The 26,175-nt window shown below is 64.5% G+C and carries 27 protein-coding genes; 17 read left to right on the forward strand and 10 right to left on the reverse strand.

Annotated features, from left to right (window positions below; all coding sequences use genetic code 11):
- Window positions 1-49: 49 nt before the first annotated feature.
- Window positions 50-2,008 (forward strand): OmpA family protein, encoded by a 1,959-nt coding sequence (locus tag J1C49_RS17635; RefSeq protein WP_227447157.1) that lies wholly within the window; start codon window positions 50-52, stop codon window positions 2,006-2,008.
- On the forward strand, window positions 2,005-2,331 hold the full coding sequence (locus J1C49_RS17640) for a hypothetical protein (protein WP_227447158.1): 327 nt from the start codon (window positions 2,005-2,007) through the stop codon (window positions 2,329-2,331). The genes J1C49_RS17635 and J1C49_RS17640 overlap by 4 nt, the downstream gene beginning before the upstream one ends.
- A gap of 155 nt (window positions 2,332-2,486) precedes the next feature.
- Here the strand turns inward: J1C49_RS17640 and J1C49_RS17645 are convergent, their stop codons facing one another.
- Both J1C49_RS17645 and J1C49_RS17650 read right to left on the reverse strand, forming a co-directional pair.
- The gene (locus J1C49_RS17645; protein WP_227447159.1) at window positions 2,487-3,698 is read right to left on the reverse strand and encodes a hydantoinase/carbamoylase family amidase; all 1,212 of its coding nucleotides are present in this window, start codon (window positions 3,696-3,698) and stop codon (window positions 2,487-2,489) included.
- Between the two features lie 75 nt (window positions 3,699-3,773).
- Complete coding sequence (locus tag J1C49_RS17650; protein WP_227447160.1) at window positions 3,774-4,103, reverse strand: hypothetical protein; 330 nt, start codon at window positions 4,101-4,103, stop codon at window positions 3,774-3,776.
- A 78-nt stretch (window positions 4,104-4,181) separates the two neighbouring features.
- Between J1C49_RS17650 and J1C49_RS17655 the strand changes: the two genes are divergently transcribed.
- Window positions 4,182-4,769: a TetR/AcrR family transcriptional regulator gene (locus tag J1C49_RS17655; RefSeq protein ID WP_227447161.1), complete on the forward strand. Its 588-nt coding sequence runs from the start codon at window positions 4,182-4,184 to the stop codon at window positions 4,767-4,769.
- A gap of 150 nt (window positions 4,770-4,919) precedes the next feature.
- Here the strand turns inward: J1C49_RS17655 and J1C49_RS17660 are convergent, their stop codons facing one another.
- On the reverse strand, window positions 4,920-5,363 hold the full coding sequence (locus J1C49_RS17660) for a cytochrome c (RefSeq protein ID WP_227447162.1): 444 nt from the start codon (window positions 5,361-5,363) through the stop codon (window positions 4,920-4,922).
- 161 nt (window positions 5,364-5,524) lie between these two features.
- Between J1C49_RS17660 and J1C49_RS17665 the strand changes: the two genes are divergently transcribed.
- Complete coding sequence (locus tag J1C49_RS17665) at window positions 5,525-5,959, forward strand: DMT family transporter (RefSeq protein ID WP_227447163.1); 435 nt, start codon at window positions 5,525-5,527, stop codon at window positions 5,957-5,959.
- Window positions 5,960-5,992: 33 nt separating this feature from the next.
- Here the strand turns inward: J1C49_RS17665 and J1C49_RS17670 are convergent, their stop codons facing one another.
- The 4 genes from J1C49_RS17670 to J1C49_RS17685 form a co-directional block, all read right to left on the reverse strand.
- Complete coding sequence (locus J1C49_RS17670; RefSeq protein ID WP_255670777.1) at window positions 5,993-6,646, reverse strand: DUF3047 domain-containing protein; 654 nt, start codon at window positions 6,644-6,646, stop codon at window positions 5,993-5,995.
- A 372-nt stretch (window positions 6,647-7,018) separates the two neighbouring features.
- On the reverse strand, window positions 7,019-7,996 hold the full coding sequence (locus J1C49_RS17675; protein WP_227447164.1) for an Ldh family oxidoreductase: 978 nt from the start codon (window positions 7,994-7,996) through the stop codon (window positions 7,019-7,021).
- Between the two features lie 16 nt (window positions 7,997-8,012).
- Window positions 8,013-8,699, reverse strand: a complete 687-nt coding sequence (locus tag J1C49_RS17680) for an ABC transporter ATP-binding protein (RefSeq protein WP_227447165.1) — start codon at window positions 8,697-8,699, stop codon at window positions 8,013-8,015.
- Entirely contained in the window at window positions 8,692-9,978 is a 1,287-nt protein-coding gene (locus J1C49_RS17685) for a lipoprotein-releasing ABC transporter permease subunit (protein WP_227447166.1), read from the reverse strand. Before J1C49_RS17685 ends, J1C49_RS17680 begins: the two co-directional genes overlap by 8 nt.
- Before the next feature lie 148 nt (window positions 9,979-10,126).
- On the opposite strand from J1C49_RS17685, the gene J1C49_RS17690 reads away from it, so the two are divergent.
- Window positions 10,127-10,762 (forward strand): NAD(P)-dependent oxidoreductase, encoded by a 636-nt coding sequence (locus J1C49_RS17690; RefSeq protein WP_227447167.1) that lies wholly within the window; start codon window positions 10,127-10,129, stop codon window positions 10,760-10,762.
- Between the two features lie 52 nt (window positions 10,763-10,814).
- On the opposite strand, the gene J1C49_RS17695 is transcribed toward J1C49_RS17690, so the two are convergent.
- From J1C49_RS17695 to J1C49_RS17705, 3 genes are all read right to left on the reverse strand, one after another.
- Window positions 10,815-11,207, reverse strand: coding sequence for a nuclear transport factor 2 family protein (locus tag J1C49_RS17695; protein ID WP_227447168.1), 393 nt, complete (start codon window positions 11,205-11,207; stop codon window positions 10,815-10,817).
- Window positions 11,204-12,028, reverse strand: coding sequence for an alpha/beta fold hydrolase (locus J1C49_RS17700; protein ID WP_227447169.1), 825 nt, complete (start codon window positions 12,026-12,028; stop codon window positions 11,204-11,206). The genes J1C49_RS17695 and J1C49_RS17700 overlap by 4 nt, the downstream gene beginning before the upstream one ends.
- 235 nt (window positions 12,029-12,263) lie before the next feature.
- Window positions 12,264-12,947 (reverse strand): haloacid dehalogenase type II, encoded by a 684-nt coding sequence (locus tag J1C49_RS17705; protein ID WP_227447170.1) that lies wholly within the window; start codon window positions 12,945-12,947, stop codon window positions 12,264-12,266.
- Between the two features lie 159 nt (window positions 12,948-13,106).
- Here J1C49_RS17705 and J1C49_RS17710 point away from each other — a divergent pair, with 159 nt between their 5' ends.
- The 12 genes from J1C49_RS17710 to J1C49_RS17765 all read left to right on the forward strand — a co-directional run bounded on the left by J1C49_RS17710 (window position 13,107) and on the right by J1C49_RS17765 (window position 25,973).
- Window positions 13,107-13,499, forward strand: coding sequence for a VOC family protein (locus tag J1C49_RS17710; RefSeq protein ID WP_227447171.1), 393 nt, complete (start codon window positions 13,107-13,109; stop codon window positions 13,497-13,499).
- A 708-nt stretch (window positions 13,500-14,207) separates the two neighbouring features.
- Window positions 14,208-14,636, forward strand: a complete 429-nt coding sequence (locus J1C49_RS17715; RefSeq protein ID WP_227447172.1) for a peptidylprolyl isomerase — start codon at window positions 14,208-14,210, stop codon at window positions 14,634-14,636.
- A 199-nt stretch (window positions 14,637-14,835) separates the two neighbouring features.
- A complete protein-coding gene (gene pcaD, locus J1C49_RS17720; protein WP_227447173.1) occupies window positions 14,836-15,624 on the forward strand; it encodes a 3-oxoadipate enol-lactonase in 789 nt (262 codons plus the stop codon).
- Between the two features lie 4 nt (window positions 15,625-15,628).
- Window positions 15,629-16,336 (forward strand): alpha/beta fold hydrolase, encoded by a 708-nt coding sequence (locus tag J1C49_RS17725; RefSeq protein WP_227447174.1) that lies wholly within the window; start codon window positions 15,629-15,631, stop codon window positions 16,334-16,336.
- 171 nt (window positions 16,337-16,507) lie between these two features.
- Entirely contained in the window at window positions 16,508-17,713 is a 1,206-nt protein-coding gene (locus tag J1C49_RS17730; RefSeq protein ID WP_227447175.1) for a TCR/Tet family MFS transporter, read from the forward strand.
- 81 nt (window positions 17,714-17,794) lie between these two features.
- Window positions 17,795-18,877 (forward strand): alcohol dehydrogenase catalytic domain-containing protein, encoded by a 1,083-nt coding sequence (locus tag J1C49_RS17735; protein WP_227447176.1) that lies wholly within the window; start codon window positions 17,795-17,797, stop codon window positions 18,875-18,877.
- A gap of 36 nt (window positions 18,878-18,913) precedes the next feature.
- On the forward strand, window positions 18,914-20,005 hold the full coding sequence (locus J1C49_RS17740) for a TauD/TfdA family dioxygenase (protein WP_227447194.1): 1,092 nt from the start codon (window positions 18,914-18,916) through the stop codon (window positions 20,003-20,005).
- 32 nt (window positions 20,006-20,037) lie between these two features.
- A complete protein-coding gene (locus J1C49_RS17745; protein ID WP_227447177.1) occupies window positions 20,038-20,652 on the forward strand; it encodes an HD domain-containing protein in 615 nt (204 codons plus the stop codon).
- A gap of 118 nt (window positions 20,653-20,770) precedes the next feature.
- A complete protein-coding gene (locus J1C49_RS17750) occupies window positions 20,771-22,006 on the forward strand; it encodes a mandelate racemase/muconate lactonizing enzyme family protein (protein ID WP_227447178.1) in 1,236 nt (411 codons plus the stop codon).
- Window positions 22,007-22,174: 168 nt separating this feature from the next.
- Entirely contained in the window at window positions 22,175-22,477 is a 303-nt protein-coding gene (locus J1C49_RS17755) for a helix-turn-helix transcriptional regulator (RefSeq protein WP_227447179.1), read from the forward strand.
- Window positions 22,467-23,900, forward strand: a complete 1,434-nt coding sequence (locus tag J1C49_RS17760) for an amidase (RefSeq protein ID WP_227447180.1) — start codon at window positions 22,467-22,469, stop codon at window positions 23,898-23,900. The genes J1C49_RS17755 and J1C49_RS17760 overlap by 11 nt, the downstream gene beginning before the upstream one ends.
- Before the next feature lie 162 nt (window positions 23,901-24,062).
- Window positions 24,063-25,973, forward strand: a complete 1,911-nt coding sequence (locus tag J1C49_RS17765; protein ID WP_227447195.1) for an acyl-CoA synthetase — start codon at window positions 24,063-24,065, stop codon at window positions 25,971-25,973.
- Window positions 25,974-26,175 lie beyond the last annotated feature (202 nt).

The following is a 26,175-nucleotide window of genomic DNA, read 5'->3' on the forward strand; positions in this document are numbered from 1 at the left end:
GGTCCCGGCCCGACTATCTCCGCACAGTCCAAAGGAGACTGCCACCATCATGCGTTTGTCATCACTCGCCATTATTGCCGGCGTTTTCGGCTCAGCCGGCGCGCTTTCGTTTGTCACGGCTCACTTTTCGGCCAACATGGTCGAAGCCGCTTCCAAGAGCGGGGTGCTCAATGCGCTGGATCGCGCGGAGCTGACCTGGGCCGAGGTCGACGTGAATGGTTTGCAAGTGTTTCTGATCGGCACGGCGCCGGATGAGGCCAGTCGGTTTCAGGCGCTTTCGACCGCCGGCACCGTGGTTGATGCGGCGCGTGTCATTGACCAGATGCTGGTCGAGGAGACGGAAGCCATCGTCGCGCCGGCGTTTTCGCTCGAGATCCTGCGCAACAAGTCCGGGCTTTCGGTGATCGGGCTTGTGCCCGCTTCCACCGACCGCGCATCGCTCCAGCGGCAGTTGCAGGCCCTTGCAGGCGAGGAGGGCGCGGTCTCAGACCTGCTCGAAACCGCCGATTTCCCGGCGCCCGACACTTGGGACGATTCGGTCCATTTTGCCATGCGTGCGCTCGAAGACCTGCCGCGGTCCAAGATCTCGGTGAATGCGGATCGCGTGATGATCCGGGCAACCACCGAATCGGAAGAGGAGCGCAGACGGCTTGAGGTCGCGCTGGCGCGCCGCGCACCTGAAAATGTGCGCCTCGGGCTTGAGTTGTCGAGCCCGCGCCCGGTCATCTCGCCCTTTGCCTTCCGGATGCGCTACGATGAGGACGGACCGCGTCTCGACACCTGCTCTGCGGATTCAGAAGAGGCACGCGACCGCATCTTTGCCGCGCTTGCCAATGCCGGGATGGAAGGCAAGATTTCCTGCACATTGGGTCTCGGGGTGCCGTCGCGCCGCTGGGGCGAAGCGGTGGCGCAATCGGTCGGAGCGTTGACACAGCTTGGCGGGGGGTCATTGGCGATCACCAATGCCGATATCGAGCTCGTGGCGCTCGAAGGCACGGTCGAAGCGCTGTTCGAAACCACTGTCAGCGACCTCGGGGCGGCCTTGCCGCCGGTCTTTGCGCTGAACGCGGTCCTGCCGGAACCGCCTGATGCCAACGCCGAAGGTCCGCCCGATTTCAGCGCGACGCTCAGCCCCGAAGGCGCGGTCCAGATCCGCGGCCGGATCGAATCCGAGGTTGCCAAGCAGACCGCCGACAGCTTTGCGCGGGCGGCCTTTGGCTCTGAATCGGTTTATACCGCGACCCGCCTGAGCGACAAACTCCCCGCCGATTGGTCGGTTCGGACCCTTGCCGGCCTGGAGGCGCTGTCCATGCTCGCCAACGGTGCGGTGACCGTCACACCGGATTCCGTCACGGTTCGCGGCAGAACCGGCCGAAAGGACGCGCAAGACGCCATCGCAGCGCTCTTCACCGAAAAGCTGGGCGCAGACAGCACGCTCGACATCAGTGTCGAATATGTAGAGCAGTTCGACGCCAGCCTCGGGCTGCCCACCCCCGAGGAATGCGAGGCCCAGATCGTTCAGATCATCGGCGATCGCAAAATCACCTTCGAGCCGGGGTCGGCCGCGCTCGACAATTCCGCAGAGGATATTCTCGACGAACTGGCAGACCTGCTCAAGAAATGCGGAGATATCCCGCTCGAGATCGGGGGACATACCGACAGCCAGGGCAGCGAGAGCGGCAACCAGCGCCTGAGCCAGAGTCGCGCGCAATCCGTCCTCGATGCGCTGCGCGCACGGCTGGTCCCGGTGCGGGCCTATTCTGTTCAGGGCTATGGAGAGGCCAACCCGATTGCCGATAACGGCACGGAAGACGGCCGCGAAGCCAACCGCCGGATCGAATTCAAGCTCTTGCGCCCGGAGCCGATCGCGGAGGAACAAACCACGCTCGAAGCGCTCGCGGAGGCCGAAGGCGACGCGGTTGATAACGAAGCCGCGCTGGAAACGGTTGCACAAGACGGCGAGTCGGAAGATACCGCGGGAGATGCGGACGAAGAGACAAGCGAATGAACAGAACCGAATTCATCATCACAACGGCGATCATCCTGTTTGTCGCGTTCGCGCTTGGATGGTTCGCACATTGGGTGCTGCACCGGTTCTCGCGCATCAGCCAGTCCGACCTCAACCAGCTCGAAAAGATGAGCCAGGAGTTGCATGAGGCGGAAGAAACCCGCGATCAGGCGATCACCTATCTGCAACAGCGTGAAGCGGAACTGACCAACCAGCTGGCCCAGACCGAGGCCGAGCTTGGCGCCGCCATGGAAGGTCTGCGCGAAGCGCGTCACGAGGCCGAAGAGCTGCGCGCCTATGTGGAGCGGCAAAGCGCCAGCTGAGGGCGCCGCTCTGACAGACGGCCGCAACGGGGTGAATTTGCGAAGCAAACCCCTGGCTGCGACCAGTCCCGGTCAAGGGCTTTCCGGCAAGCCCGTGGCTCCGTCCCTGCATTTGGGTTGACGTGCGGTGACAGCCAAGGCCCGCAAACCGCGGCTCATCCGCCCCGTGCGATTTGGTCTGCTGCCCGCGCCAGGATCCGCAGACCTGCCACCAGATCCTCCGGCTCCGTATGTTCGGCAAAATCGTGGCTGATGCCGTCGATGGACGGCACGAAGAGCATCGCAGACGGCATCGCCCCGGACAGGTTGGACGCATCGTGCAACGCGCCGGACGGCATGTCGCGCCAGCGTCCGGGCTGTTCCGTCTCTGCCGCGTCGCACAGAGCGCGCCGCAAGCCGGCATCCATGGCCACGGGTGCGACCGAAAAGACCGGCCCGATCTCGAGACCAAAACCACCGGATCGGGCAACCCCGTCCGCCACATCGCGGATGACCGCCTCCATCGCGTCGAGCCGCGACAGCTCTGCATCGCGCCATTGCATGGAAAACTGTGCCCGTCCCGGCACTATGGAATGCGCCCCTGGGTGCACGGCGACATGGCCGATTGTCCACACCGTCGCAGGTGTGACGATGTTGGACAGCCGGGCATTGAGGGCCGTGTTGAAGGCGCTAAGCGCTTGGAACGCATCACGCCGTTCGGCCATGGGTGTGGTGCCCGCATGGTTCTGGGCACCGGAGAAGGTGATCACGCAGTCGCGGATCCCGACGATGGCCGTCACCACCCCGGCCGCCTCCCGCGCCCGGTCAAGCACCGGCCCCTGTTCGATATGCATTTCGAGAAAGCCGGAAAAGCGTGCCGGGTCTAGCCATGCGCCACACCGCTCTCCCAATGCGGCGCGGGCATCGCCAAGCGTCACGCCAGCGGGATCGGTCAACCCGTCCAGCGTCGAACGGTCAAGATCCCCGACCCATGCCGCGCTGCCCGTGGTCACGCCAAACCGGCCCTCTTCGTCCTGGAACGACACGACCGAGACCGGCGGGCCACCGCTGGTTCGCGCGGCGCGGGCGATCTCGAGCCCGGCGATCACACCCAACGCCCCATCGAGCCACCCGCCTTCTGGCTGGCTGTCCGAATGGGACCCGATCAACAGCGAGACCGGCGCATCGGCCAGCCCGAACACCGATCCCATCGGGTCCACATGCGGCGTCAGCCCGGAGTCCCGGATCTGCTCGACCAGCCAGTCCCGCGCGGCAATGTCGGCCGCACTATAGGCCGGGCGCACAACGCCGCGACCGACACCGGCAGCGCCAAATGCGCGCAGACGGTCAAGATCTTGCAGAAAGCGGTCGGGGTCTATCGGGATCATGGCCGGTTTCCTTGTGAGGCAGTCATTCGGTTTGACAAGCGTGGCACACCGGACGGCGTGCCGGCGCCCCGACGGTTACTGTGTGCGCAGCTGTGCGGCCCGGGCGCGCAGCTCTGCCACCCGACCGGCGGTGCCGCTCGCCGGGCCAACCGCGGTGTTGGCGAGCCGTGACGCGCGCCCCCGAAGCCCCGACACCCGGTTTTCGATCTGTGCCACCATCGCCACATCCGCCACCGGCGCAGGAGCGTCGAGAAGCCCGTCGAGCGGAACCAACGCCGGATAGGGCGCGGTTGCAACGCCCGGCGTCTGGCGTGCATCCAGTTCGGGAAACTGCGTGCATCCGGACAGCGCGCCGGCGATCAGGAAGCAAAAAGCCGTCAGGGTGGGGCAAGGATTGCGCGTCATGCCTCTGTCTTGCCGCAAGCCGCTGCAAACGGCAAGCGCAGCCCTTGATTTGAACAACCGTTCAGATACGCTTGAGCCATGGCACGCACGCAAGGCAGTCACTCGGAAATCACCGGCCCACGGATCCGCGAGGCCGCTTTGCGGCTGTTTGCAAGCCACGGTTTCGCCGCCGTTTCGATGCGCCAGATTGCGCGCGATGTCGGGCTACAGGTGGGCGCGCTCTACAACTACACGCCCGACAAACAGGCGCTGTTGTTCAGCTTGCTCAAAGGCCACATGGACGAGCTTCTGGAGGCGCTGGACGCGGCGATCGAGGGCAACAGCGCGCTCGACCGGCTAGAAACCTTCGTGCGTTTTCATATCGCCTTTCATCTCGACCGGCCTGATGCGGTTTTCATCTCCTACATGGAGCTGCGCAATCTAGACCCCGAGAATTTTTCCACCATCGAAGCATTGCGGCGCCGCTACGAGGACACGCTCGAAACGATCCTGCGCGAGGGGCGCGAGACCGGTGTTTTTGACGTGGCCGACACGCGCGTGGCCAGTTTTGCGGTGATCGCGATGCTCACCGGAGTGACCACATGGTATCGCAGCGGTGGCCGCCTCTCGGTCGCGGAGGTGCAGGAAGTCTATTGGTCGATGGTCCGCAAGGCGGTGGGTGCCTGAGGCGCATAAGATCGGCGTCCCGATCATGCCGCGCGAGGCCGGGTAAGCGGGCCGTCATCCCGGGGTTTCGGGGCGTGATTTCCAGTCGCCGAGGTATACGGAGCCGCACCGAAGCGGACGCGCGCAGCCCGCTGTCCGACGCGCTGCGGATCAGCGGGTTTTCTGGATCGATTCGATATATTCGAGGATCGCCACCAGCTTGCGTGGCGTCGGTGTCTGGATCCCGTCGCCGGAATCAAACGGCACCAGCGGACTGTCGAGAAGGTCTCCGAATTCCGGCATTCCGGGCGTGTCCATGTCGGAGCGCGCATACCCATCGATCGTTGACATGACCCGCGCCCGCGGGAAAGTCTCGTTGTTGCGCAGGCTGATCAGCGTGAGGTTCGCCGGTGCCCGGGTCATGGCGCGCGCCATCGGTCCGTCGCCGATCCCGGTTTCGCCATGACACATCGCGCAATTGTTCTGATACAAGACCATGCCCTGACCAACGGTCGGCATCGCGGCCGTGTCCTCGCCCGCCATCTCGTTGCAGCCGGCAAGGAAAACCGTGCCAACCAGCACACCCGCCACCATTGCTGTCCTCTTGCGCGCCATGTGATGCCCCCTATGCCTGTCTTTGATTATGGTTTGCTGCAATCCTTTGGTCGCAAGACCCGCGCGACCGCGCAAGCCCAAATTCGGCCCGACACGCATTTCGGCGATGACAAGCCCGCCCGCAGCCCGCAAAGATGACACCACTAACGGAAAGGGTCGGAATGAGCCACTATGCTCTCGTGATGCTGCTTGCCGGGATCGGAATCCCGCTGCTCGCCGCGCTCAACGCCGCTCTGGGCGTGCGTCTCGGATCGCCCATTGCGGCGGCGATGATCCTGTTCGCGGTTGCGCTGCTCGCCGCAGGACTGGTCTGGCTGCTGAGCGGGGCGACGGGGCTTGCCCGGCTCCCCGGCACCCCCAAGCATCTGTTTCTCGCAGGACTTCTGGTGGCGTTCTACGTCATCTCCATCACCATGGTCGCACCACGCTTTGGCGTTGGCAACGCGGTGTTCTTTGTCCTGCTCGGACAGTTGATTTCAGCCGCGGCCATCGATCATTTCGGTTTGTTCGGCGCGCGGGTCAGCCCCTTGTCGCTCACACGCAGCACCGGCATCGCCGTGATGGCGTTGGGTGTCTGGATCACGCAACGCGCCTGAGCGCACCACCGGCACGGCCCGCCAGCCGGCAGGTTACTCGACGCGCAAACCGCGCAGTTCCGCCCGGATCATCCCGTCGGTGTCATCGCTGTCCGCGGATACCGCCACGCCGACCAAAGCCCCGGGTGTGCCCCCAAAGGCCCGGGCAAAGTCCGCCGCAAGATCAACCCGCTCTTCGGCGCGCCCCTCTCCGGCGCCGCGCAGCACGATCGTCTTGCCCCTTGACCCCATATAGGGACTTGGAAGGACAGACCCGCGCGCATGGTTCCCACCCCAGACATAGGCCAGCACGCGCACCTCATCATTGCGCAGCAGGCGCGTGATGCTTCGGCTGGCCTGACTGACCTGCGTTTCGGGGAGGAACACGAAATAGAGCGCAAGATTGCGATCGTCACCTCCCTTGCGGGTCAGGTCGGTCGGGCGCACGCCCTGCGCGACCGCCCAGCTCCAGCGGGCGCTCCGCGCGTCCCACGCGCTTTGCGGCAGGCTGCGATAAGTCAGCGAGACAGACCCGTCAGAGGATACGCCCATCACGGTTCCGCCATAGCTGTAGCGGTTCGAAGAAAACAGGGAGAAGCCCTGCTTCTTCCATGCGTTGTCGAACGGCACCGCCTCGGCGGAAGCAGGCAGGGAAATCGACGCCCCGGCAAGGGACAGGCTCACGGCCAGAAGAACGCGTCTGATCATTGCAGGGTCTCCCATGTCACAGCGTCGGCATCTGAGGATAGCCGGGTGCGGAAGGGTTCCAAGCAACGTTCGCGTGAGCGGTTGCGTGAGCGGTTGGGCGTGGGCTCTGGTTGTGCCCGGAAGCCGGTTGCGCACGGTCGCCGTTTTGTGGGTGCGGCCGTCGAGCGTGGTCGTCGGTTGTGCGTGAAACCGTCGAGCGTGGTCGTCGGTTGTGCGTGAAGCCGTCGAGCGTGGTCGCCGATTGCGCATGGGGTCGATTGTGCGTGGGGTCGGTTGTGCGTGGTCGCCTGTTGAGCACCCTGTCCTTCTGGCCCGAACACCGCCATCCACAAGCCGCCATCCACAAGCCGCGCCCATCGTCTGCGGTCTCTGTCAGCCCTGCGCGAGCCGGACCAGCTGATCGCGCAACGCCTCCGGAACCTCGGCGTGGTCGGCGGGCGTCTTACCCTGCCCCGGCATCCGCACTCCCGCGTCCTCCGCGATGTATGCGGCAAGCTGCGCCATACGGTCGTAGAAAGCCGCATTGTCCGGATGGATCAAGACGAAGAACTGCCCAAGATCATGCGGCGCACCCTCCGGCGCCTTGAGTGGCTTGACCTCGCGGCTCAGGACGCCGCCGCCGAGGCACGCTGCGAGGATTTCGGCCATGAGGCCAAAGCCCCAGCCCTTGTAACCGCCCGCCGACGTGAGCGACCCACCCAGCGCCGCTTCGGGGTCGGTGGTTGGCGCGCCATCGGCGTCAATCGCCCATCCTTCCGGGATCGTCTCACCTGCGGCCTTGGCCATGGTGATCCGTCCCAGCGCGACGGTGGTGGTGGATTGGTCGAACATCATCGACACACCACCCTGCCCGTCCGGCACGGCGAAGGCGATGGGGTTGGTGCCGATCTGCCGGATCTTGCCACCGGGTGCTGCGACGATGGGCGAGGCATTGGTCAAGCCCAACGCCAGCACACCTTCGCGCGCGAAGCTCTCGGTGAAATAGCCCAGCGCAGTGCAGGTGTGGGCATGATGGATTGCAAGGCTCAGCGTCCCGGTTTCGCGCACCGCCGCCACCGCATCGGGCAGTGCCGCGCGCAAGGCCGATTGCGCGAACCCATGCTGTGCATCCACGATCATCTCCGCCGGGCGGGGCCTGTCGATGACCGGGGTGGCGTGGCCCTTGACCCGCCCGCTGACCAATTGCTGACAATAGCTTTCGAGATAGTAGAGCCCGCAAATGCGGTTGCCGCGCGCCTCCGCCCAGGCAATCGCGCGGGCCATCTCCGCGGCCACGTCGGCACGCGCGCCATGCGCCACGAGCGCCTGTTCGGAAAGCTGTTCGATCTCGGCTATGGGTAGTGTCGGCATCGGTGCATCCTTTGTGTCAGGCAACCGCAGAGAGCACGCCGGCATCCAGCCGCACGCGGCGGTCCATGCGCGCGGCCAGGTCAAGGTTATGGGTGGCAATCAGCGCCGCCAGTCCCGTGTCACGCACAAGCCGCATCAACGTCTCGAACACGCGATCGGAGGTCTCGGGATCAAGGTTGCCGGTGGGCTCATCCGCAAGCAGCAGGCGCGGCTCATTGGCCATCGCCCGACAGAAGGCGACCCGCTGTTGCTCACCGCCGGAAAGGGCGCCGGGGCGATGGTCGGCCCGCTCGGCCACGCCGACCGAGGCGAGCAGCTGCATCCCCCGCGCTTCGGCCGCGCGCACCGAAACGCCCGCCGCCCGTTGCGGCAGCACGATATTCTCTAGCGCGGTGAATTCCGGCAGCAGGTGATGGAACTGGTAGACAAACCCCACCTTGTCGCGCCGGACCGCCGTGCGCTTGCGATCCGACAGCCCCTGCATCGCCTCTCCGGCGATGGTGACGGTGCCGGCATCCGGCGTGTCGAGCAGCCCGGCCATGTGCAGCAGCGTGGATTTACCCGCACCGGAAGGCGCCACAAGAGCCACCACCTCGCCCGGCTTCACATCCAGATCGACACCGCGCAACACGTGGATCTCCCCGGGCTTGCCGCGATTGTAGACCTTTTCAAGACCCTTGAGGGACAGCACCGGCTCATTCATAGCGCAGCGCCTCGACCGGGTTGAGCCGCGCCGCGCGTCTGGCCGGAAAGATCGTCACGATGAAGCTGAGCCCCAGCGACAAGCCGACCGCCGCCAGCACGTCGCCCATTTGCAGCTTTGCCGGCAACGCATAGATTCCGCGGATCGACGGATCCCAGACTCCGCCGCCCGACAGGTAATTGACGGTCGCAAAGATCGGGTCGATCCAGATCGCAAAAATACATCCGAGAATGACCCCCATCACCGTGCCGATGATGCCGGTGAACGCGCCGCAGATGAAGAACACCCGCAGCACCGAGCCCTCTGTCAGGCCCATGGTCCGCAGGATGCCGATATCGCGGCCCTTGTTCTTGACCAGCATGATCAACCCGGAGACGATGTTCATCGCCGCGATCAGCACGAGCACCGACAGGATCACGAACATCACGTTATCCTCGATATCAAGCGCGCGCAGGAAGCCGCTGGAGCTGTCCTTCCACGTCCAGACAAGCGCTCCGGCCCCGGCCGCCTGCGCGACACCTGCGGTCAGCCCGTCAATGGCTTCGGGATTTTCGACCATGACTTCCAATTCATCGGCGACGCCATCCCGGTTGAAGTAAAGCTGCGCTTCCTCGAACGGCATGTAGGCCCGCGTCCGGTCGATGTCGTAACGCCCGGCTGTAAAGATGTGCACGACCTCATACGACTTCACGCGCGGGCTGACGCCGAAAGCGGTGCGCACCCCGTCCGGAGAGATCAGCTTGACCTGATCGCCGAGGCCGACCCCAAGCTCCCGGGCCACTCCCGAGCCGAGCGCGATGCCTTCGGACAGGCGACCCAGATCGCCGATCCCGGTCTCCGGATCGGCGATGCGCGGGATCTCCAGCACGTCCTGAGGCGCAATGCCAAACACCTCGACGCCCGCGTTATACCCGCGCGCCGTTGCCATCACCTGGCCCTTCACCAGCGGCGCAACCCGCGTCACCCCGTCCACCGAGCGCACCCTTGCGGCCATCGCTTCGTAATCGGGGATGGTCCGCACGGTCTGGCCCGCCTCGTTGACGCGACTAACGTGATAAACGGTGACATGGGCATTGGCGCCAAGGATCGTGTCCACGAATTCCGCGCGGAAACCAGCGCGCACGGACAGTGTCGCGATCAGCGCAAACACCGCCAGCGTGATGCCGATGAGGCTGATCCACGTCATCACCGACACGCCGCCCTCGGCGCGCTTCGCGCGCAAATAGCGCCAGGCAATCATCCACTCAAACGGGGCAAAAGGGGCTGGGTTGGCGGGCATCTTGGCCTCAAAGCTCTGCTCGGCGCGAAATTGGCCTGTCCGGGACCGGGGGTCAAGCTATGGTTAAGGGGCGGCATGGGAAGAGCCGCCCTGTTCGGCACAAACGGCAGGCGGTTTTATGCACACGGTTCGCAGGACGGGGTTCACTATGAAGATACTGGTTATCGGTGCCAGCAAGGGCATCGGCAAGGCGGTCGTCGCGGAAGCGCTGGAGCGCGGTCACAGTGTAAGGGCCTTTGCCCGATCCGCCGACAGCATGGACCCACGGGAGGGTCTCGAACCGGTCGTGGGGGACGCCACGCAAAGCGCCGACCTGCGCGCGGCTCTGGACGGGACCGACGCGGTGGTGATGACGCTTGGCATTCGCGAGAGCATGCAGATGCTCTGGAAGGAGGTGACGCTGTTCTCCGATGCGACGAATGCTCTTGTTCCCCTGATGGAAGACCTTGGCCCCAGGCGATTGATCGCCGTGACCGGCATCGGCGCTGGCGAAAGCGCGCGGGCGCTGTCCAAACCCGAACGGATCGGGCATCGCATCGTCTTTTCGAAGCCCTACAAGGACAAGACGCGTCAGGAAAAGCGTATCATGGCGTCCGCGCTCGACTGGACCATTGTCCGGCCGACGGTGCTCACGAACAACAAGGCCAGCCGCAGCTACCGCGTGATGATGGAGCCCGAAACCTGGCGCATGGGCATGATAAGCCGCGCCGATGTGGCCGATTACGTGCTCAATGCGCTGGAAGACCCGGACACGATCCATCGCGCCCCGGTTCTGGCCCGGTGAGCGCGGGCGGAGTGGCATCTCTTGAAAGCGGCGATGCGCCGCGCCCTGTGCGTCATGCCTCGGGCTGGATCGGCGTGTCCTGGCTGAAGAGATTGACCCACCCATCGTGGTCCCGTTGCCAGATCGAGGAAACATACATACTCTCCTCTTCCGCGCCTGTCGCTGCACGCCGAAAACGCGCGCGATAACTGAGCAGCGCGACGCGCTCTCCCAAGTCCATGGCGCGCGCGGCATCGAGTTCGAAAAATGCGATCGACGGGCCGCTGGCAAGCTGGGCGACGTGATCGGCCTTGGCCGTGAACCCGTCCCCGTAGACCCCGAGGAACCGATCCGACAACAGGGCGGCATCCGCCTGTGCATCCCCGGCCACCAGCGCCGCCCAGACCCGCCGCTCCATATGCAGAAGTGTTGCGCACAAGTCCGGCCCGGCCTGCGGCGCACTCATCGCAGCATCGCAAGCCAGCGGTTCAAGGCGTCAATCGATTCCGGTTCGTCGAGAAACGGAATATGGCCCCGATCCGGAACGTTTGCCGCGATCATGTCGGGGCGACGGGTGCGCATGGCGTCGAAGGTTTCGGCGGACAGGAGGTCCGAGTTCGCACCGCGAATGGCGCAGAGCGGCAGGCCCGCAAGCGCGTCGAAAAACGGCCAGAGATCGGGCGCAAGATTCGCCCCGTCCCCTTCGAGAACCGCGTCGCGCAGTTTCGGATCGTAGGTCAGCGCCAGACCCTCTTCGGTCACGCGCAGGTGGCGTTCGACCTCTTCGCGCCAGCGGCTGTCGGGCACATTGGCAAAACGGACCATGCCGGCCGCAAGGGCCGCCTGCGCCTCGTCCAGCGTCTGCCAGGGCGGGGTGCGGCCAAGATAGCTCTTGATGAATTCAAGCCCCTCCGCCGCGATGTCCGGCCCGATATCGTTGAGCGCTACGCCGAGAAGCCGATCCTTGGCCGTGGCGGCCAGCACCATCGCGATCACACCGCCGCGCGATGTGCCGAGGATCGCGGCCTTTTCGATCCCCAGATGATCGAGCAGTTCGAGCGCGTCACGCCCTTCGACCGGAATGCTGTAGGTGGCATGCGGGGCCCAGTCCGACTGTCCGCGCCCGCGATAGTCGAGCCGGATCATGCGCACCCCGTCAAGATGCGGTGCGACATAGTCGAAGTCGCGTCCGTCGCGGGTCAGCCCCGCAAGGCAGAGCAGCGGCAAGCCGGTGCCTTCGTCCGTGTAGTGCAGGGAAAGACCGTCTGAGGCGTTGAAACGGGGCATGGTGCATGTCCTTGTCCTGAAAGCGGGGTCTACGCGGCAGCGGCAGAAGCGCCGCGCGCGCGATCGCGGCCCGATTTACAAGCCGCCGCGCACCGCGGGCATCCGGCACAAGCGCGCCTTTCCCGGGGTTTGGATGCAGGCATACGCAACCGGCTCCAGCGGAGCAATGCCCTCCGAAGGCCGGTCGCGGAGCCTTGCCGCTCGGCCACGCCCGACCGCCGCGCCGCGCGCGCCTTCAGGCGTCGAGCATCTCCGGTATGCCCGACAGGTCCGCCGCAACCCGCGCGGGTGCCGCCATGAGCCTGTCCTGCGGCGCCTTGGCCCGGTTCACCCATACCGTATCGAACCCGTATGCAGACGCGCCTGCCGCATCCCAGCCGTTGGACGAGACAAACAAGACCTCGGAGGGATCGGTGCCAAACCGCGCTTCGACCATGTCGTAGACCGCGCGGGCAGGCTTGAACACACCCACATCCTCGACGGACAAGACCGCATCGAGTGTCTGGCCAATCCCGGCGCTGTCCACGGCACCATCGAGCATGTCCTTGCTGCCATTGGACAAGATTGCGCAGTGCAGCCCCTTGGCCTTGAGCCGTGCCAGCACGAAAGGCACTTCCTTATAGGCCGGAAGCTCCCAGTAGAGCGCCAGAAGACGCTCGCGGAGTTCAGGATCGTCCAGGCCTGCATTTTCCATCGCCCAGTCAAGCCCGTCCTTCGTGACCTGCCAGAACGGGACGTAATCACCCGTGACGGCGCGCAGCCAGCTGTATTCGAGCTGCTTGCGGCGCCAGTCTTCAGCGAGCGATGGCCAGAGCGCGCGGAGCGTGTCGCGGCCCGGCTCTTCCGCTGCCACACGCGCGGCGGCGGCCACGTCAAAGAGCGTTCCATAGGCATCGAAAATACAGGTTTTGATGGACATGATCCCTCCGTGGATGACTGGTCTGCGCCACCGTTGCACGCAAAGGATCAACACTAAAGGCCATTCCTGTGCTATTCTGAGCGTGCTGTGCCGGCACCCGGTCCGATGCGATCCCGTCCGGCGCAACACGGAATGGCACCCCGAGCGCAGGAGGGACACATGGAAAAGACGCATGGCAAGGTATGGTGGTCCGAGTTGATGACCCGCGATGTGGACGCCGCGATCGCCTACTACAAGGACACCTGCGGCTGGACGGTGGATGCGATGCCAATGGGTGATGGCACGACCTATTGGGTCTGTTCCAACGATGGCGCGCCCACAGCGGGCATCATGGATATGGCCGGGCTTCCCGGCACAAAAGACATGCCTCCGCATTGGTTCACCTATCTTGCAGTGGATGACGTCGAGGCTGCAACCGAGGCGACCGTCGCCGCAGGAGGACAGGTTATCCGCCCGCCGTTTGAGGTGCCGAACACCGGGCTTATTGCCCTGGTCACTGACCCGACGGGCGCCGCCGTAGGGTTGATGACGCCCGCACCGCATACCAATTGACGCACGCTCTCCGGATGCCGCCCTTTGGATGGCGCACGGTCCGGTTGTGGGGATCTCGGGATCGCGAAACGCCTCTATCGGTGTCGCGACCCGTTTGGCGTCGATTTCGGGTCGCGCCCTGCGCAAACGGCGCGGCTTGGCAAAGGGGGCACCGGGCAAAGGGCCGGATCGGCACGTGTGGTCCCTGTGCGCCGGGTGGGTCCTGAGCGCGAACCGTTGGCCGCTGTCCCGTGGAGAGGGTCTGGCGGTGTGCCGCACGACGGAAACACTGGCCGTTCGCGTCTCAGGTCGCCGGGTTGAACTCGGTAATGAATTGCGCCGCCGCCCCACGTCCCGGATCGTTGAGCGGTGATTGTGCGCTTTGCCGGTGTCACGACCCCCATGCCGCGTTTGACGGTCTCCGAAAAAGCGGGGTTTCTGGATGCGCGACACTTCCGCGCCCGGCTGACAGAACCCGTGGCGTTGCGGAACGTCTCGCTGCAGCGCCAGCAAGAGAGGGCCTGGGGCAACGGGATTGCCACCGAAGTCACCAGCCTTGCGCATTCTGTAGGCAAATGCCGAAATCTCCGGCAAAAACAGCCCTTTTCAACAGAATTCGGAACTCGCTTTGCAATTCCCGGATCGCCTCTGTAGAGTATTGCCATCCATTCGGATGCCCCTGACCAGGCACGGGCTCCGCAATCCTTTCCCGACAATCAGGAGACCCTTATGACGCAGGCCAAAACCGGCGATACCGTGCGCATTCACTACACCGGCACCTTGCAGGACGGCAGCACCTTTGACAGCTCGTCCGGGCGCGATCCGCTCGAATTCGAAGTGGGTTCCGGCCAGATCATACCGGGCCTCGACAAGGCGATTCCCGGTATGGCTGTGGGCGACAAGAAAACCGTCGCCGTGCCCGCCGATGAAGCCTATGGCCAATCCAACCCGCAAGCGGTGCAGGCCGTGCCGCGCGCGGAAATCCCGGCAGACATTCCGCTCGAAGTCGGCGGGCAGCTTCAGGTGCAAACGCCCACCGGGCAGGTGATGCCGGTGACCGTGACCGAGGTGACCGAAAGCGAGGTCACGCTTGATGCAAACCACCCGCTTGCCGGCAAGGACCTGACCTTTGCCATCGAGCTGGTCGAGATCGCCTGACATCCGCGCAGAGGCGCGCGCAGGGTCACCGGGCGCGCCACAAAGACCGACCTGACCCGCCCGGCACTGTTGCCGGGCCGGTCTATCGACCCATCCGTGGCCAAACAGATGCCGCCAGACACATCACCCCCTGTCGTCCCCGCGCACTGCGCGCTACACAAGGGCCAACCAATGGCCCAATAGTGAGGGAGGGTGTGCTATGCCAATTGCCAATCTGGACGGGTTGCGACTGCATTACCGGATCGATGGTCCGGACAACGGTCCCCCGGTCGTTTTCGCCAACTCTCTGGGCACGGACATGCGGTTGTGGGACCCGATCCTTCCGCATCTGCCGGGAGGCCTGCGGATCCTGCGCTATGACAAGCGCGGGCATGGTTTGTCGGACACACCAGATGGCCCCTATTCGATGGGCGCGCTTGTGCATGATGCGGAACGCTTGATGGATCTGACCGGGTTTCGCGACGCGGTGTTCATCGGTCTGTCCATTGGCGGCATGATTGCACAGGGGCTTGCGGCAAAAAGGCTCGACCTTGTGCGCGCGGCAGTGCTCTCGAACACCGGCGCCAAGATCGGCACCCGTGAGATGTGGGAAGGCCGCATCGCATCCGTGCGCGACGGTGGACTGGCCTCGGTCGCGGACGCGACCATGGAGCGATGGTTTTCCTCCAGCTTCCGCGACACCGAAGATTTCCATGCCTGGCGGACCCTTTTTCTGCGCACACCAGCCGAGGGCTGGATGGGCTGCGGATCGGCCATTGCTGGCACGGATTTCTATGCCTCGACCGCGGCGCTGCGCCTGCCGGCACTGGGCATCGCGGGCTCGGAAGATGGCTCCACGCCCCCCGATCTGGTGCGCGAGACCGTCGACCTCATCCCGGGATCGCAATTCGCGCTCATCCGTGGAGCGGGCCACTTGCCCTGCGTCGAGAAGCCGGAGGAATACGCGCGGATCGTGACGGCGTTTCTGCACGCACAGGGGCATTGCTGAGCCCGTGGCGCGGCTCCTCCTTGTTCATGGGGCGTCCCATGGCGCCTGGTGTTGGCGCGACCTGCTCCCCGCCCTGCGCGGGCTGGGACATGACGTCCGCGCCATCGACCTGCCGTCCCATGGAGCGGATCCGACGCCGGTCGCCGAGGTCACGCTCGATTGCTATGCCGATGCCATCCTCGATGCGATCGACGCGCCCTCGGTCGTGCTGGGTCATTCCATGGCAGGTTTCCCGATCTCCGTGGCCGCTTCCCGCGCGCCGGAACGGATCACGGGGTTGATTTATCTCTGCGCCTACATTCCTCGGGTCGGAATGTCTTTGGCTCAGATGCGCAAGCTGGTCGCGGAGCAACCGCTGCTGCCCGCCATCCGGCGCAATCCGGACGGGCTGTCCATGCATTTCGATCCGGAGATGGCTGAAACGGTGTTCTATCGCGATTGCCCACCGGGCACGCTGGACTACGCGCTGCCGCGTCTGACCGATCAGGCGCTGGCGCCGATGGAGACCGCGTTTGAGCCCGGTCCAGGCTGGGAGCGCGTGCCCAAGACGGCGATCCTGTGCAGCAAGGACGGCGCGATACCTTTCGCGCTTCAGCGCGACATGGCCGCAACGCTGGAGCCGGACGCCATCCGGATCATGCAAACGGGCCATTCCCCGTTTTTTGCCGATCCAGGGGGCTTGGCCGCACAGGTGGATTCGCTGCTGCGCTGAAAAACAGGCTCGGCACATGCACGCAAGGCACACGCGACACACAAGTTGAAGGCGGTCCGACACCAGAAAGCGACGTGCTGTACCGCTCTTTTGGGGATGCATCGCGAGACCAAATCACTGTAACGTCAAGTTGACAGGTCAGACCGGCCCATCTCAAACACCGAGTGACGCATGCCGCTGCCCGTCATCTTCATCCTCATTACCGTTATGCTTGATGCGATGGGCATCGGCCTGATCGTCCCGGTCATGCCGGATCTCATCACGGAAGTGACCGGCGGGACTTTGGCGAATGCGGCCCTTTGGGGCGGGTTGCTCTCGACCATTTTCGCGGTGATGCAATTCCTGTTCGGACCCTTGCTTGGCAATCTCTCAGATCGCTTCGGGCGCCGTCCCGTGTTGCTGGTCTCGCTGATCGTCATGGCCGGCGATTACGTTGTGATGGCGCTTGCTGGCTCAATCTGGCTGCTGTTTGTCGGGCGCGTGGTTGGCGGGATCACGGCTGCCACCAATGCAACGGCGTCCGCCTACATGGCCGACCTGTCCGAACCGGGCAAGAAAGCCCAGGGCTTCGGGCTGATCGGCGCGGCCTTTGGCATGGGGTTCGTGCTGGGGCCCCTGATCGGGGGGCTGCTTGCCGAATATGGCACGCGCGCTCCGTTCTGGGCCGCGGCCGGCCTTTCGGCGGCCAATGCGCTTTTTGGCTATATCGTTCTGCGTGAAACCGTGACGGACCGCATCCGCCGACCGTTCGAGCTGCGGCGGGCCAATCCGTTCCGGGCGCTCAAAGCGGTGGCAAATCTGCCCGGGATTGGTCCGCTCCTGACGATCTTTTTCCTCTATCAACTGGCCTTCATGGTCTACCCCGCCGTCTGGGCCTATTTCGGGCAGGCGCGTTTTGAGTGGTCCCCGGGCATGATCGGGCTGTCGCTTGGCCTGTTCGGCGTCATGATGGCGGTTGTGCAAGGTGGTCTGATCCGTCTGTTCCTGCGCAAGCTGGGCGAACGCGGCACGGTTCTCTACGGGCTGATCTTCGATATTGTCGCCTTTGCCGCGATTGCCTTTGTGACCTCCGGCGCGCTGGCGCTGATCCTGACCCCGCTGGCGGCGCTTGGAGCGGTCATCACCCCGGCCCTGCAAGGGATGATGTCCCGCGCGGTCGGCCCGTCACGGCAGGGCGAATTGCAAGGCGTTCTGACATCGACCAACGCGATCGCGATGATCCTGTCGCCACTGATGATGACAACGGTCTTTGCCGCGTTCACCCGATCCGATGCGGCGGTCTATTTCCCGGGGGCGCCTTTCCTTTTGTCCATGGGATTGATGGTGTTGGCGCTGTTCCTCTTCATGCTGCGGAGCGGGTCGCGGGTGTCCGCCTGAGACGTCGCATTCCGGCTTGCGCCGAGACGACAGCCCGCGCAGGGTGGCCGAAAACAAGCGCAAACGCGTGGGGGAGAGACCATGACGCAAGTTAAAGCCGCTGTCTGCACCGGCTTCGGACGCCCGCTGGAAATCGAAACACTCACGATCCGCCCGCCCGGCGCAGGGGAGGTGGAAGTGACGCTGGAGGCCGTGGCGATCTGTCATTCCGACATTTCCTATGCGGAAGGGATCTGGGGCGGCGATTTGCCGATGGTCCTTGGTCACGAAGCGGCCGGCCGGATCACGGCGGTCGGCCCCGGTGTGAGCGGCGTGACAGAGGGCGCGCGCGTCGTGGTCACCCTCATCAAGGCCTGCGGACGCTGCGCCAATTGCGGCGCGGGCAACCCGACGCTCTGCACCGGCGGCGGCGAGACCGAGCCGGTCTTTGCCCGCGCCGATGGCAGCCCGGTCAAGGCGGCGATGAATTGCGGCGCCTTTGCCGAAAGGGTTGTGGTGGACCAGAGCCAGATCGTGATCCTGCCCGAATCCATGCCCCCCGAGGCCGTTGCCCTGCTGGCCTGCGGCGTGATCACCGGCGTGGGCGCGGTGGTGAACGCGGGCGCCCTGCGCGCGGGAGAGGACGTTGTCGTGATCGGTGCAGGCGGCGTCGGGCTCAACGCGATCCAGGGCGCGCGGATCGCGGGCGCGCGGCGTATCGTGGCCGTGGACATGAGCCAGGAAAAGCTGGAGATGGCGCGCGACTTCGGCGCGACCCACGGCGTGCTGGCCACCGGGAAAGCGCCTTGGAAAGCGGCGATGAAAGCGCTCGGCGGCAAGGGCGCAGAGATTGTGGCAGTGTCGGTTGGCGCCATTCCGGCCTATAATGACGCGCCGCGATACCTTGGATGGGGCGGGCGGATCGTGATGGTCGGCATGCCGGCATCCGGGGCGATGGCCGAATACGAACCGGTGATCCCGGCCTTCATGGGTCAAAGCTTCATCGGCTCCAAGATGGGGGACGTCGTGATCGCACGGGATATCCCGTGGCTTGCAGATCTGTACGAGCAGGGACGGCTCAAGCTTGACGAGCTGGTCTCGGGGCGGTGGTCCCTGCCACAGATCAACGAGGCCATTGCCGATACCAATGGCGGCGCGGCCAAACGCAACGTGATCCTGTTTTGATCCGGCGAGGGGAATGCTGTGACCGATATTCAGATAATGGATGAGGGACGCGCGCTGCGTGTCGGAGAGAGCCGGTTTCACGCCATCTGGCTGCGCGACAACGCGCTTGATCCGGAGACGCGCGACCCCGGCAACGGGCAAAAACGCATCACGCTTAACGACCTGCCCGATGATCCGCGCCTGAGCGCGGCCGAAGCGGCGGGCGATGCGGTGCTGTGCACCTTCGCCGAAGATGGCAAGACCGTCCGCTTTCCGCGCAAATGGCTCGATGCCCATACCTATGACCGGGCACGCAGCGAGACAGTCCTGCCGCAAACCGCCGAGATATGGGACGCCGCGCTGAGCGAAACCGTGCCTGTCTGCGCTCTGGGCACGCTGCAATCGGATCGGGCCGCGCTGCGCGACTGGCTCGCGGCGGTGCGCCGTTTCGGCTTCGCCAAGGTCACGGGTTTGCGCGCGCAAAGCGGGGCGCTGTTCGATATCGTCGATCTGTTCGGCTATGTGCGCGAAACCAATTATGGCCGCCATTTCGAAGTGCGCACAGAGGTGAATCCGGTCAACCTCGCCTATACCGGTCTGGGATTACAGGCGCATACGGACAATCCTTACAGAGACCCTGTGCCGACCCTGCAAATCCTCGCCTGCATCGAGAATTCCGCATCGGGTGGCGACAGCATGGTGGTGGACGGGTTTGCCGCGGCCCTGCGCCTGCGACAAGAAGACCCCGAGGGGTTTTCCCTTCTCGCGCGCTACCCGGCGCGGTTCGATTATGCCGGGGAAGCCGGGGTGCGCCTGCAAACCCGCAAGCCGATGATCGGGCTTTCGCCTGACGGGATGCTGGAAGAAGTGCGCTTCAACGCGCGCTCCTCGGCCCCGCTGGTGGATGTGCCCTACGATGCGATGCCCGGCTATTATCGCGCGGCACGGCGGTATGCGCAGATCGTCGACGACCCGGACCAGCAGGTCGCGTTCAAGCTTGCGCCGGGAGAAGCCTTCATCGTCGACAATCGCCGGGTCTTGCATGCCCGGCGCGGCTATTCCGGTGAAGGATCGCGCTGGCTTCAGGGCTGTTATGCGGATCGCGACGGGCTTTACTCGACGCTTGCCGCACTGGAGTCACAGACATGAGCGGACCAGAGGCAAAAGACGGTACCGCGGGCGTGAACAGAGCCACAGATGCAGCGACCAAGGCCGGCCCGACCCGCGACACGATTGTCGACTTTCTGGGCGACATCTTCGAGCGTTGCGGCGACGCGGGATATCTCGGCGAGCCGGTCACCATGGCGCAGCACATGCTGCAAGGCGCATGGCTGGCCGAACAGCAGGGCCTTCCGGAAGAGGTGATCGTCGCGGCGCTGCTGCATGATATCGGCCATTTCACATCTGAATTCGGCACGTTTTCCATGCAGGATACCCAGGACCGCTACCACGAGGATGCGGGTGCGGAGGTGCTTGCGGACTTCTTTCCGTCGATCGTGACCGACTGTGTGCGCTATCACGTTGCGGCAAAGCGGTATCTGTGCGCAACGCGACCAAGCTACAACGACCGGCTTTCGGAGGCGTCGAAACACTCCTTGATTCTGCAAGGCGGGCCGATGTCGCCCGAAGAGGTGGCGAAGTTCGAAACGAACCCCAATCTCGAACGGATCATCCAGGTGCGCTATCTCGACGAAGCCGGCAAGGATCCGGAGATGATCACACCCGACTATGGGCATTTCGCGCCGATGGTCCGTCGTGTGGTCGACCGGCATCTGGGTCCGGGGGCAGAGGCATGAGCGCCGCCGAACGCCCAGCGCACGCGGCGCGCTCTTCGCGCGGATCCCGCGCGCCTCGCCCGGTTCGGGCGGCCCATCCTGTCCGCCTTGCCCTGTGCGCCCCTGACGGAGCCCCGACATGAAACTCACAGATCTCGATATCATCGTGACCGCACCACCCGCGCCGGGATGGGGCGGGCGCTACTGGATTCTTGTCAAGCTCACCACGGACGACGGCATCACCGGCTGGGGCGAATGCTATGCCGCGTCCGTCGGGCCGGAGGCGATGCGCGCGGTCATCACGGACGTGTTCTCCCGCTACTTCATGGATGAAAACCCCGAAAATGTTGAGCGGATGTTTCGGCGCACCTATTCCTCCGGCTTCACGCAGCGGCCGGACCTGACGGTGATGGGCGCGTTTTCGGGCCTCGAGATTGCCTGCTGGGATATTGTCGGCAAAGCGCGCAACCGCCCTGTCTGGGCGCTTCTGGGCGGGATGATGAACGAGCGTGTGCGCGCTTATACCTACCTGTATCCGCTGCCGCATCATCGTCCGATGGATGCTTTCTGGGGCAGTCCTGAGCAGGCCGCCGAAAGCGCGCTGGACTGCTTGGAACGCGGGTACACGGCGGTGAAATTCGACCCCGCCGGTCCCTATACCATGCGCGGCGGCCACCAACCGGCCATGGGCGACATCGCGCAATCGGTCGCCTTTTGCAAAGCGATCCGCGAGGCGGTTGGGGACCGGGCCGACCTGCTCTTTGGCACGCATGGGCAATTCACCACCGGCGGCGCAATCCGGCTCGGGCAAGCCATCGAGCCATACAACCCGCTGTGGTTCGAAGAGCCGATCCCGCCCGACAACCTGCTCGAATACGGCGAGGTGGCGCGCGCGGTGCGCATCCCCGTGGCAACCGGCGAACGGCTTTGCACACGATCGGAATTCGCCACCGTGCTGCGCTCGGGCGGGGCACGCATCCTGCAACCGGCACTGGGGCGCGTTGGCGGGATCTGGGAGGCGCGCAAGCTCGCTGCGCTCGCCGAAAGCTTCAACGCGGAGATGGCGCCGCATCTCTACGCCGGGCCCGTGGAATGGGCCGCGAATGTGCACCTCGCCGCCACGATCCCGAACCTGTTGATCGCGGAAACCATCGAAACGCCGTTCCACCACGCGCTGATCAAGGGCGGCATCACCGTCGAGGATGGATACATCACGCCGCCGCAAGAACCGGGGCTCGGGATCGACATTGACGATTCGTTGGCCCGCGCGCATCCTTACGATGGCTCAGGCCTGCACTTGCAGATGCAGGACGCGCCTTGCAATTATGCGCAGGCAAATGCATTCGCCGGAGGCGCGCCGCCGCTTGAAACCTGAGCCTCGGTGCGTTCGTGAGGCCCGCCAAGCTCCGCACCGCTTCAGTCCCGAAGCTGCGCAAAAGCTATTGAGAAGGACGAAACCGTGACTGCCGCTGTTAGTGACTCGAATGCACAAGACGATGCCGCTTGCTGCGGCTCGCCTTCTGTGCCTACGCCGGCAACCGCTATGGCAGAAAACTCCCGGATGGCGGCCAAGTTCTTGAAAACACTCGCACATGAAGGCCGATTGATGATCCTGTGTCATCTGTGCGAGGGCGAGCTTTCCGTCGGTCAGCTGGAAGAGCTTCTGAACATCCGTCAGGCCGCTGTCAGCCAGATGCTCGCCCGGTTACGCGACGAGAATCTGGTGCAGACCAGACGCGATGGCAAAACGATCTATTACAGTCTCAAGGGCGCGGAAACGTCAGAGGTGATATCCTTGTTGCACCGGCTCTTCTGCGAGCCGGATTCCCCGTCGCATGACAACTGAAGGCCCGTCGACCACCTTTACGGGCGACCCGATTTGCAGCTTGACAGCCCGTGAAGCTGTGGGATTTTTGCAACGCGGCGAATTATCGCCCCACGCCCTGATCGAGGCGAGTCTGACCCGGATCGCCGCCGTTTCACCCTCCGTGAACGCCACCGTCACCGTTTGCCCCGAGCGCGCACGAGAGGCCGCCGGCGCGGTTGATCGCTTCAGCTTGCTGGCCGGCCTGCCCGTCGGGATCAAGGACCTCACCCCGGTCGCAGGCGTGCGCACCACGTGGGGCACGAAAGCCTTCGCAGAGTTTGTGCCCACGCATTCGGCGGCGCTTGTCGCGCGGATCGAGGATCGCGGCGGCATTGTCATCGGCAAGACCAACACGCCCGAATTCGGTGCCGGCGCAAACACGTTCAACGCGGTTTTCGGGCCAACACGCAACCCGTGGGACACGCGCATGAATGCGGCCGGCTCTTCCGGCGGCGCGGCGGTCAGCCTTGCGGTCGGTGAGGCGTGGCTCAGCCATGGATCGGATCTCGGTGGCTCGCTGCGCACGCCGGCAAGCTTCAACCGCGTGGTCGGCCTGCGCCCCTCTCCCGGACTGGTGGCCAACGATTCTGCACAAGGTTTCGATACATTGTCGGTTCAAGGCCCCATGGCGCGCAACGTGGCCGATTGCGCCCTGTTCCTCGACGCCTTGACCGGATTTGACCCGATCTCTCCGATTTCCCACCCGCCTTCGGGCTCTTATCTGGCTGCTTGCCTGCGCGACCCTGGCCCGGTGCGCATCGCCTTTGCACCGGACATGGGCGGGCTCGCACCGGTGACCCCGGCCATCCGCGAAACCCTGGCCGCCGGACTCGCGCGGCTGAACGGCACCGGCTTCGACGTGATCGAGGACGCGCCCGATGCCGACGGGATCGACCGCTGCTTTCGCACGCTGCGCGCATTCAGCTTCTGGACCGGCGAGCGCGACGTGCCGGAGAGCGTCAACCGCCACTACAAGGCGACCCTGGCCCAGAACATTACCGAAGGGCGCAACCAAAGCATGGATGCCGTGGCCGCGGCGATGACGCTGCGCTCACAGATCTACGACCGCTTCCGCGCCTTTCTTTCGCGCTATGATGTGCTCGCCTGCCCGGTGAGCGGCATAGGTCCGTTGCCTGTGGAGTTTGAGTATCCGCCCGAGGTCGACGGACAGGAGAGCGTCGATTACCTCGATTGGCTGCGCTTCGCCTTCCCGGCAACCCTCTGCGGGCTTCCGGCCCTGTCCCTGCCGCTCGGTTTTGACCCGGACGGGATGCCCGTCGGGATCCAGCTGATCGGGCAACCGCGCGGCGAAGCGCGCCTGCTCCAGATCGCACAGGGTCTCGAGTCGCTGCTCGGCTTGGACCTGAAGCCCATCGACCCGGTCGTTCGTCACCTCTCCTGAGCGCATCGCCTCAAAAACGCTGCGTCATTGGCCTTTTCCGCTGCGTCCATTAGCCTTGCCAGAACCGGGAAAGATTTTCACACTGCGCGGGATTTTACCGTTCAGTCAAAGCCAAAGAAACGCACGCCCGACAGGGGCGGCGGCCAGGGGAGGACCATGACAATGACCTATGCAGGGATCGCCGATCGCGCGAGGATCGAGGCGGAGTGCGCCTGGGCAGACAGAGCGCTGTCGACGACCATCTGGGACCGATTGAGCAAGACGGCCGAAGCCCATCCTGCGCAACCCGCCATCAGCTATCAGCTTCTGTCTGGGCCGAAAGACAAGGCCGAAACACTGACATGGGCGGAGCTGCGCGACAAGACTGCCCAGACAGCGAACCTGCTGCGCTCGCTTGGGATCGGCGAAAGCGACGTTGTGGCCTATGTGCTGCCGAACGCGACCGAAACGGTGCTCACGCTGCTCGGTGGCTGCGTGGCCGGCATCGTGAACCCGATCAATCCGCTGCTCGAACCGGAACAGATCGCGTCGATCCTGCGCGAGACCGGCGCCAAGGTGGTCGTGACGCTCAAGCCATTTCCGAAAACCGATGTCGCGCAGAAGGTGCAAGAGGCTGTCCGGCACGCGCCCGACGTCGACACCGTTCTCGAGGTCGACCTCAACCGGTACCTGACGCCGCCGAAAAGCTGGATTGTGCCGTTGATCCGGCCCAAGCTCGAGGGCCAGCGCCATGCCGATTACCTTGACTTCAACAAGGAAGTCGCCAAGCACCCCAAGACGCTGCAATTCGCTGACAGCACGTCGGACCGCGTGGCGGCCTACTTCCATACCGGCGGCACCACCGGCATGCCGAAAGTGGCGCAGCACAAGTATTCCGGTATGATTTACAACGGGTTCCTCGGTGACACGGTGCTGTTTACCGAGAACGACACGATGATCTGCCCGCTGCCGCTCTTTCACGTCATGGCAACGCAGGCGCTCTTGATGTCGGCCATGGCCGCAGGGAGCCACGTGGTCTTCCCGACGCCGCAAGGCTATCGCGGCGAAGGGGTGATGGACAATTTCTGGAAGCTCTGCGAGCGCTGGAATGTGACCTATATCATCACCGTGCCCACCGCCGTCGCGGCGTTGATGCAGCGCAAGGTCGACGCCGACATCTCCTCGGTCAAATTCGCGATCTCCGGTTCGGCGCCCATGCCTCAGGAGCTGTTCAAACGCTTCGAGGACGTGTGCGGCCTGTCGATTTGTGAAGGCTACGGCATGACCGAAGCAACCTGCCTCGTGGCGATCAATCCACCGGATGGCGAAAAGAAGATCGGCTCTGTCGGTCTGCCCTTTCCCTATACGGACGTGAAAATCGTCAAGATCGGTGACGGCAGCGGGGGCGGCGGCGAGCCGAAAGAATGCGCCGTGGACGAGATCGGCGAGATCTGCGTCGACAATCCCGGCGTTATTCCGGGGGGGACCTACACCGAACAGGACAAGAATGCGGATCTGTTCCACTGGGACCGCTATTTGCGAACCGGCGATCTTGGCCGCATCGACGCGGATGGCTATCTCTGGATCACGGGCCGCGCGAAGGACCTGATTATACGGGGCGGGCACAATATCGACCCTGCGGAAATCGAGGATGCGCTCCTGAGCCACCCCGCTGTCGCGGTGGCCGGCGCCATCGGCCAACCGGATGCGCGCGCCGGCGAAGTGCCTTGCGCTTTTGTGGAGCTTGTCGCCGGTGCGACCGTCAGCTCGGAAGACCTGCTCGAACATGCGCGCACCCATGTGCATGAACGCGCAGCACATCCCAAGCACATGACCATTCTGCCCGAGCTGCCAAAGACCGCCGTCGGCAAGGTTTTCAAACCCGACCTGCGCAAACACGCGATAACGCGGGTTTACAACGGCGCCCTAGAAGAAGCGGGTGTCGCCGCACGGGTCGTGGCGGTTGTGGACGACAAGAAGCGCGGGCTGGTTGCGCAGGTCACGCCCAACGGCGCGTCTGAGGCGGATGTGGCACAGGTCCTGGGCGATTTCGTGCGCCCGTGGGAATGGGCTGAGGCGGAAAAAGCGGCCTGACCATCGACACCTGCGAGAAATCGAAAAAGCGGCGCGGGCGATCCTGCGCCGCTTTTTGCTGGGATGATGCTTGCGCGCAAGCCTCTCGTTTGCTGGCGCGCACATGCAAAGAGCCGGGACAAGATCCCCCGGTCCGCTTAACATAGGACCTGTTGCGAACCGACCCGTCTCAAGGGTCCCCAAAAGAGGCTACCGTCGCGCG

Origin of the sequence: Cognatishimia sp. F0-27, assembly GCF_020667845.1 — a bacterium.
Taxonomy (GTDB): Bacteria; Pseudomonadota; Alphaproteobacteria; order Rhodobacterales; family Rhodobacteraceae; genus JAFMPQ01.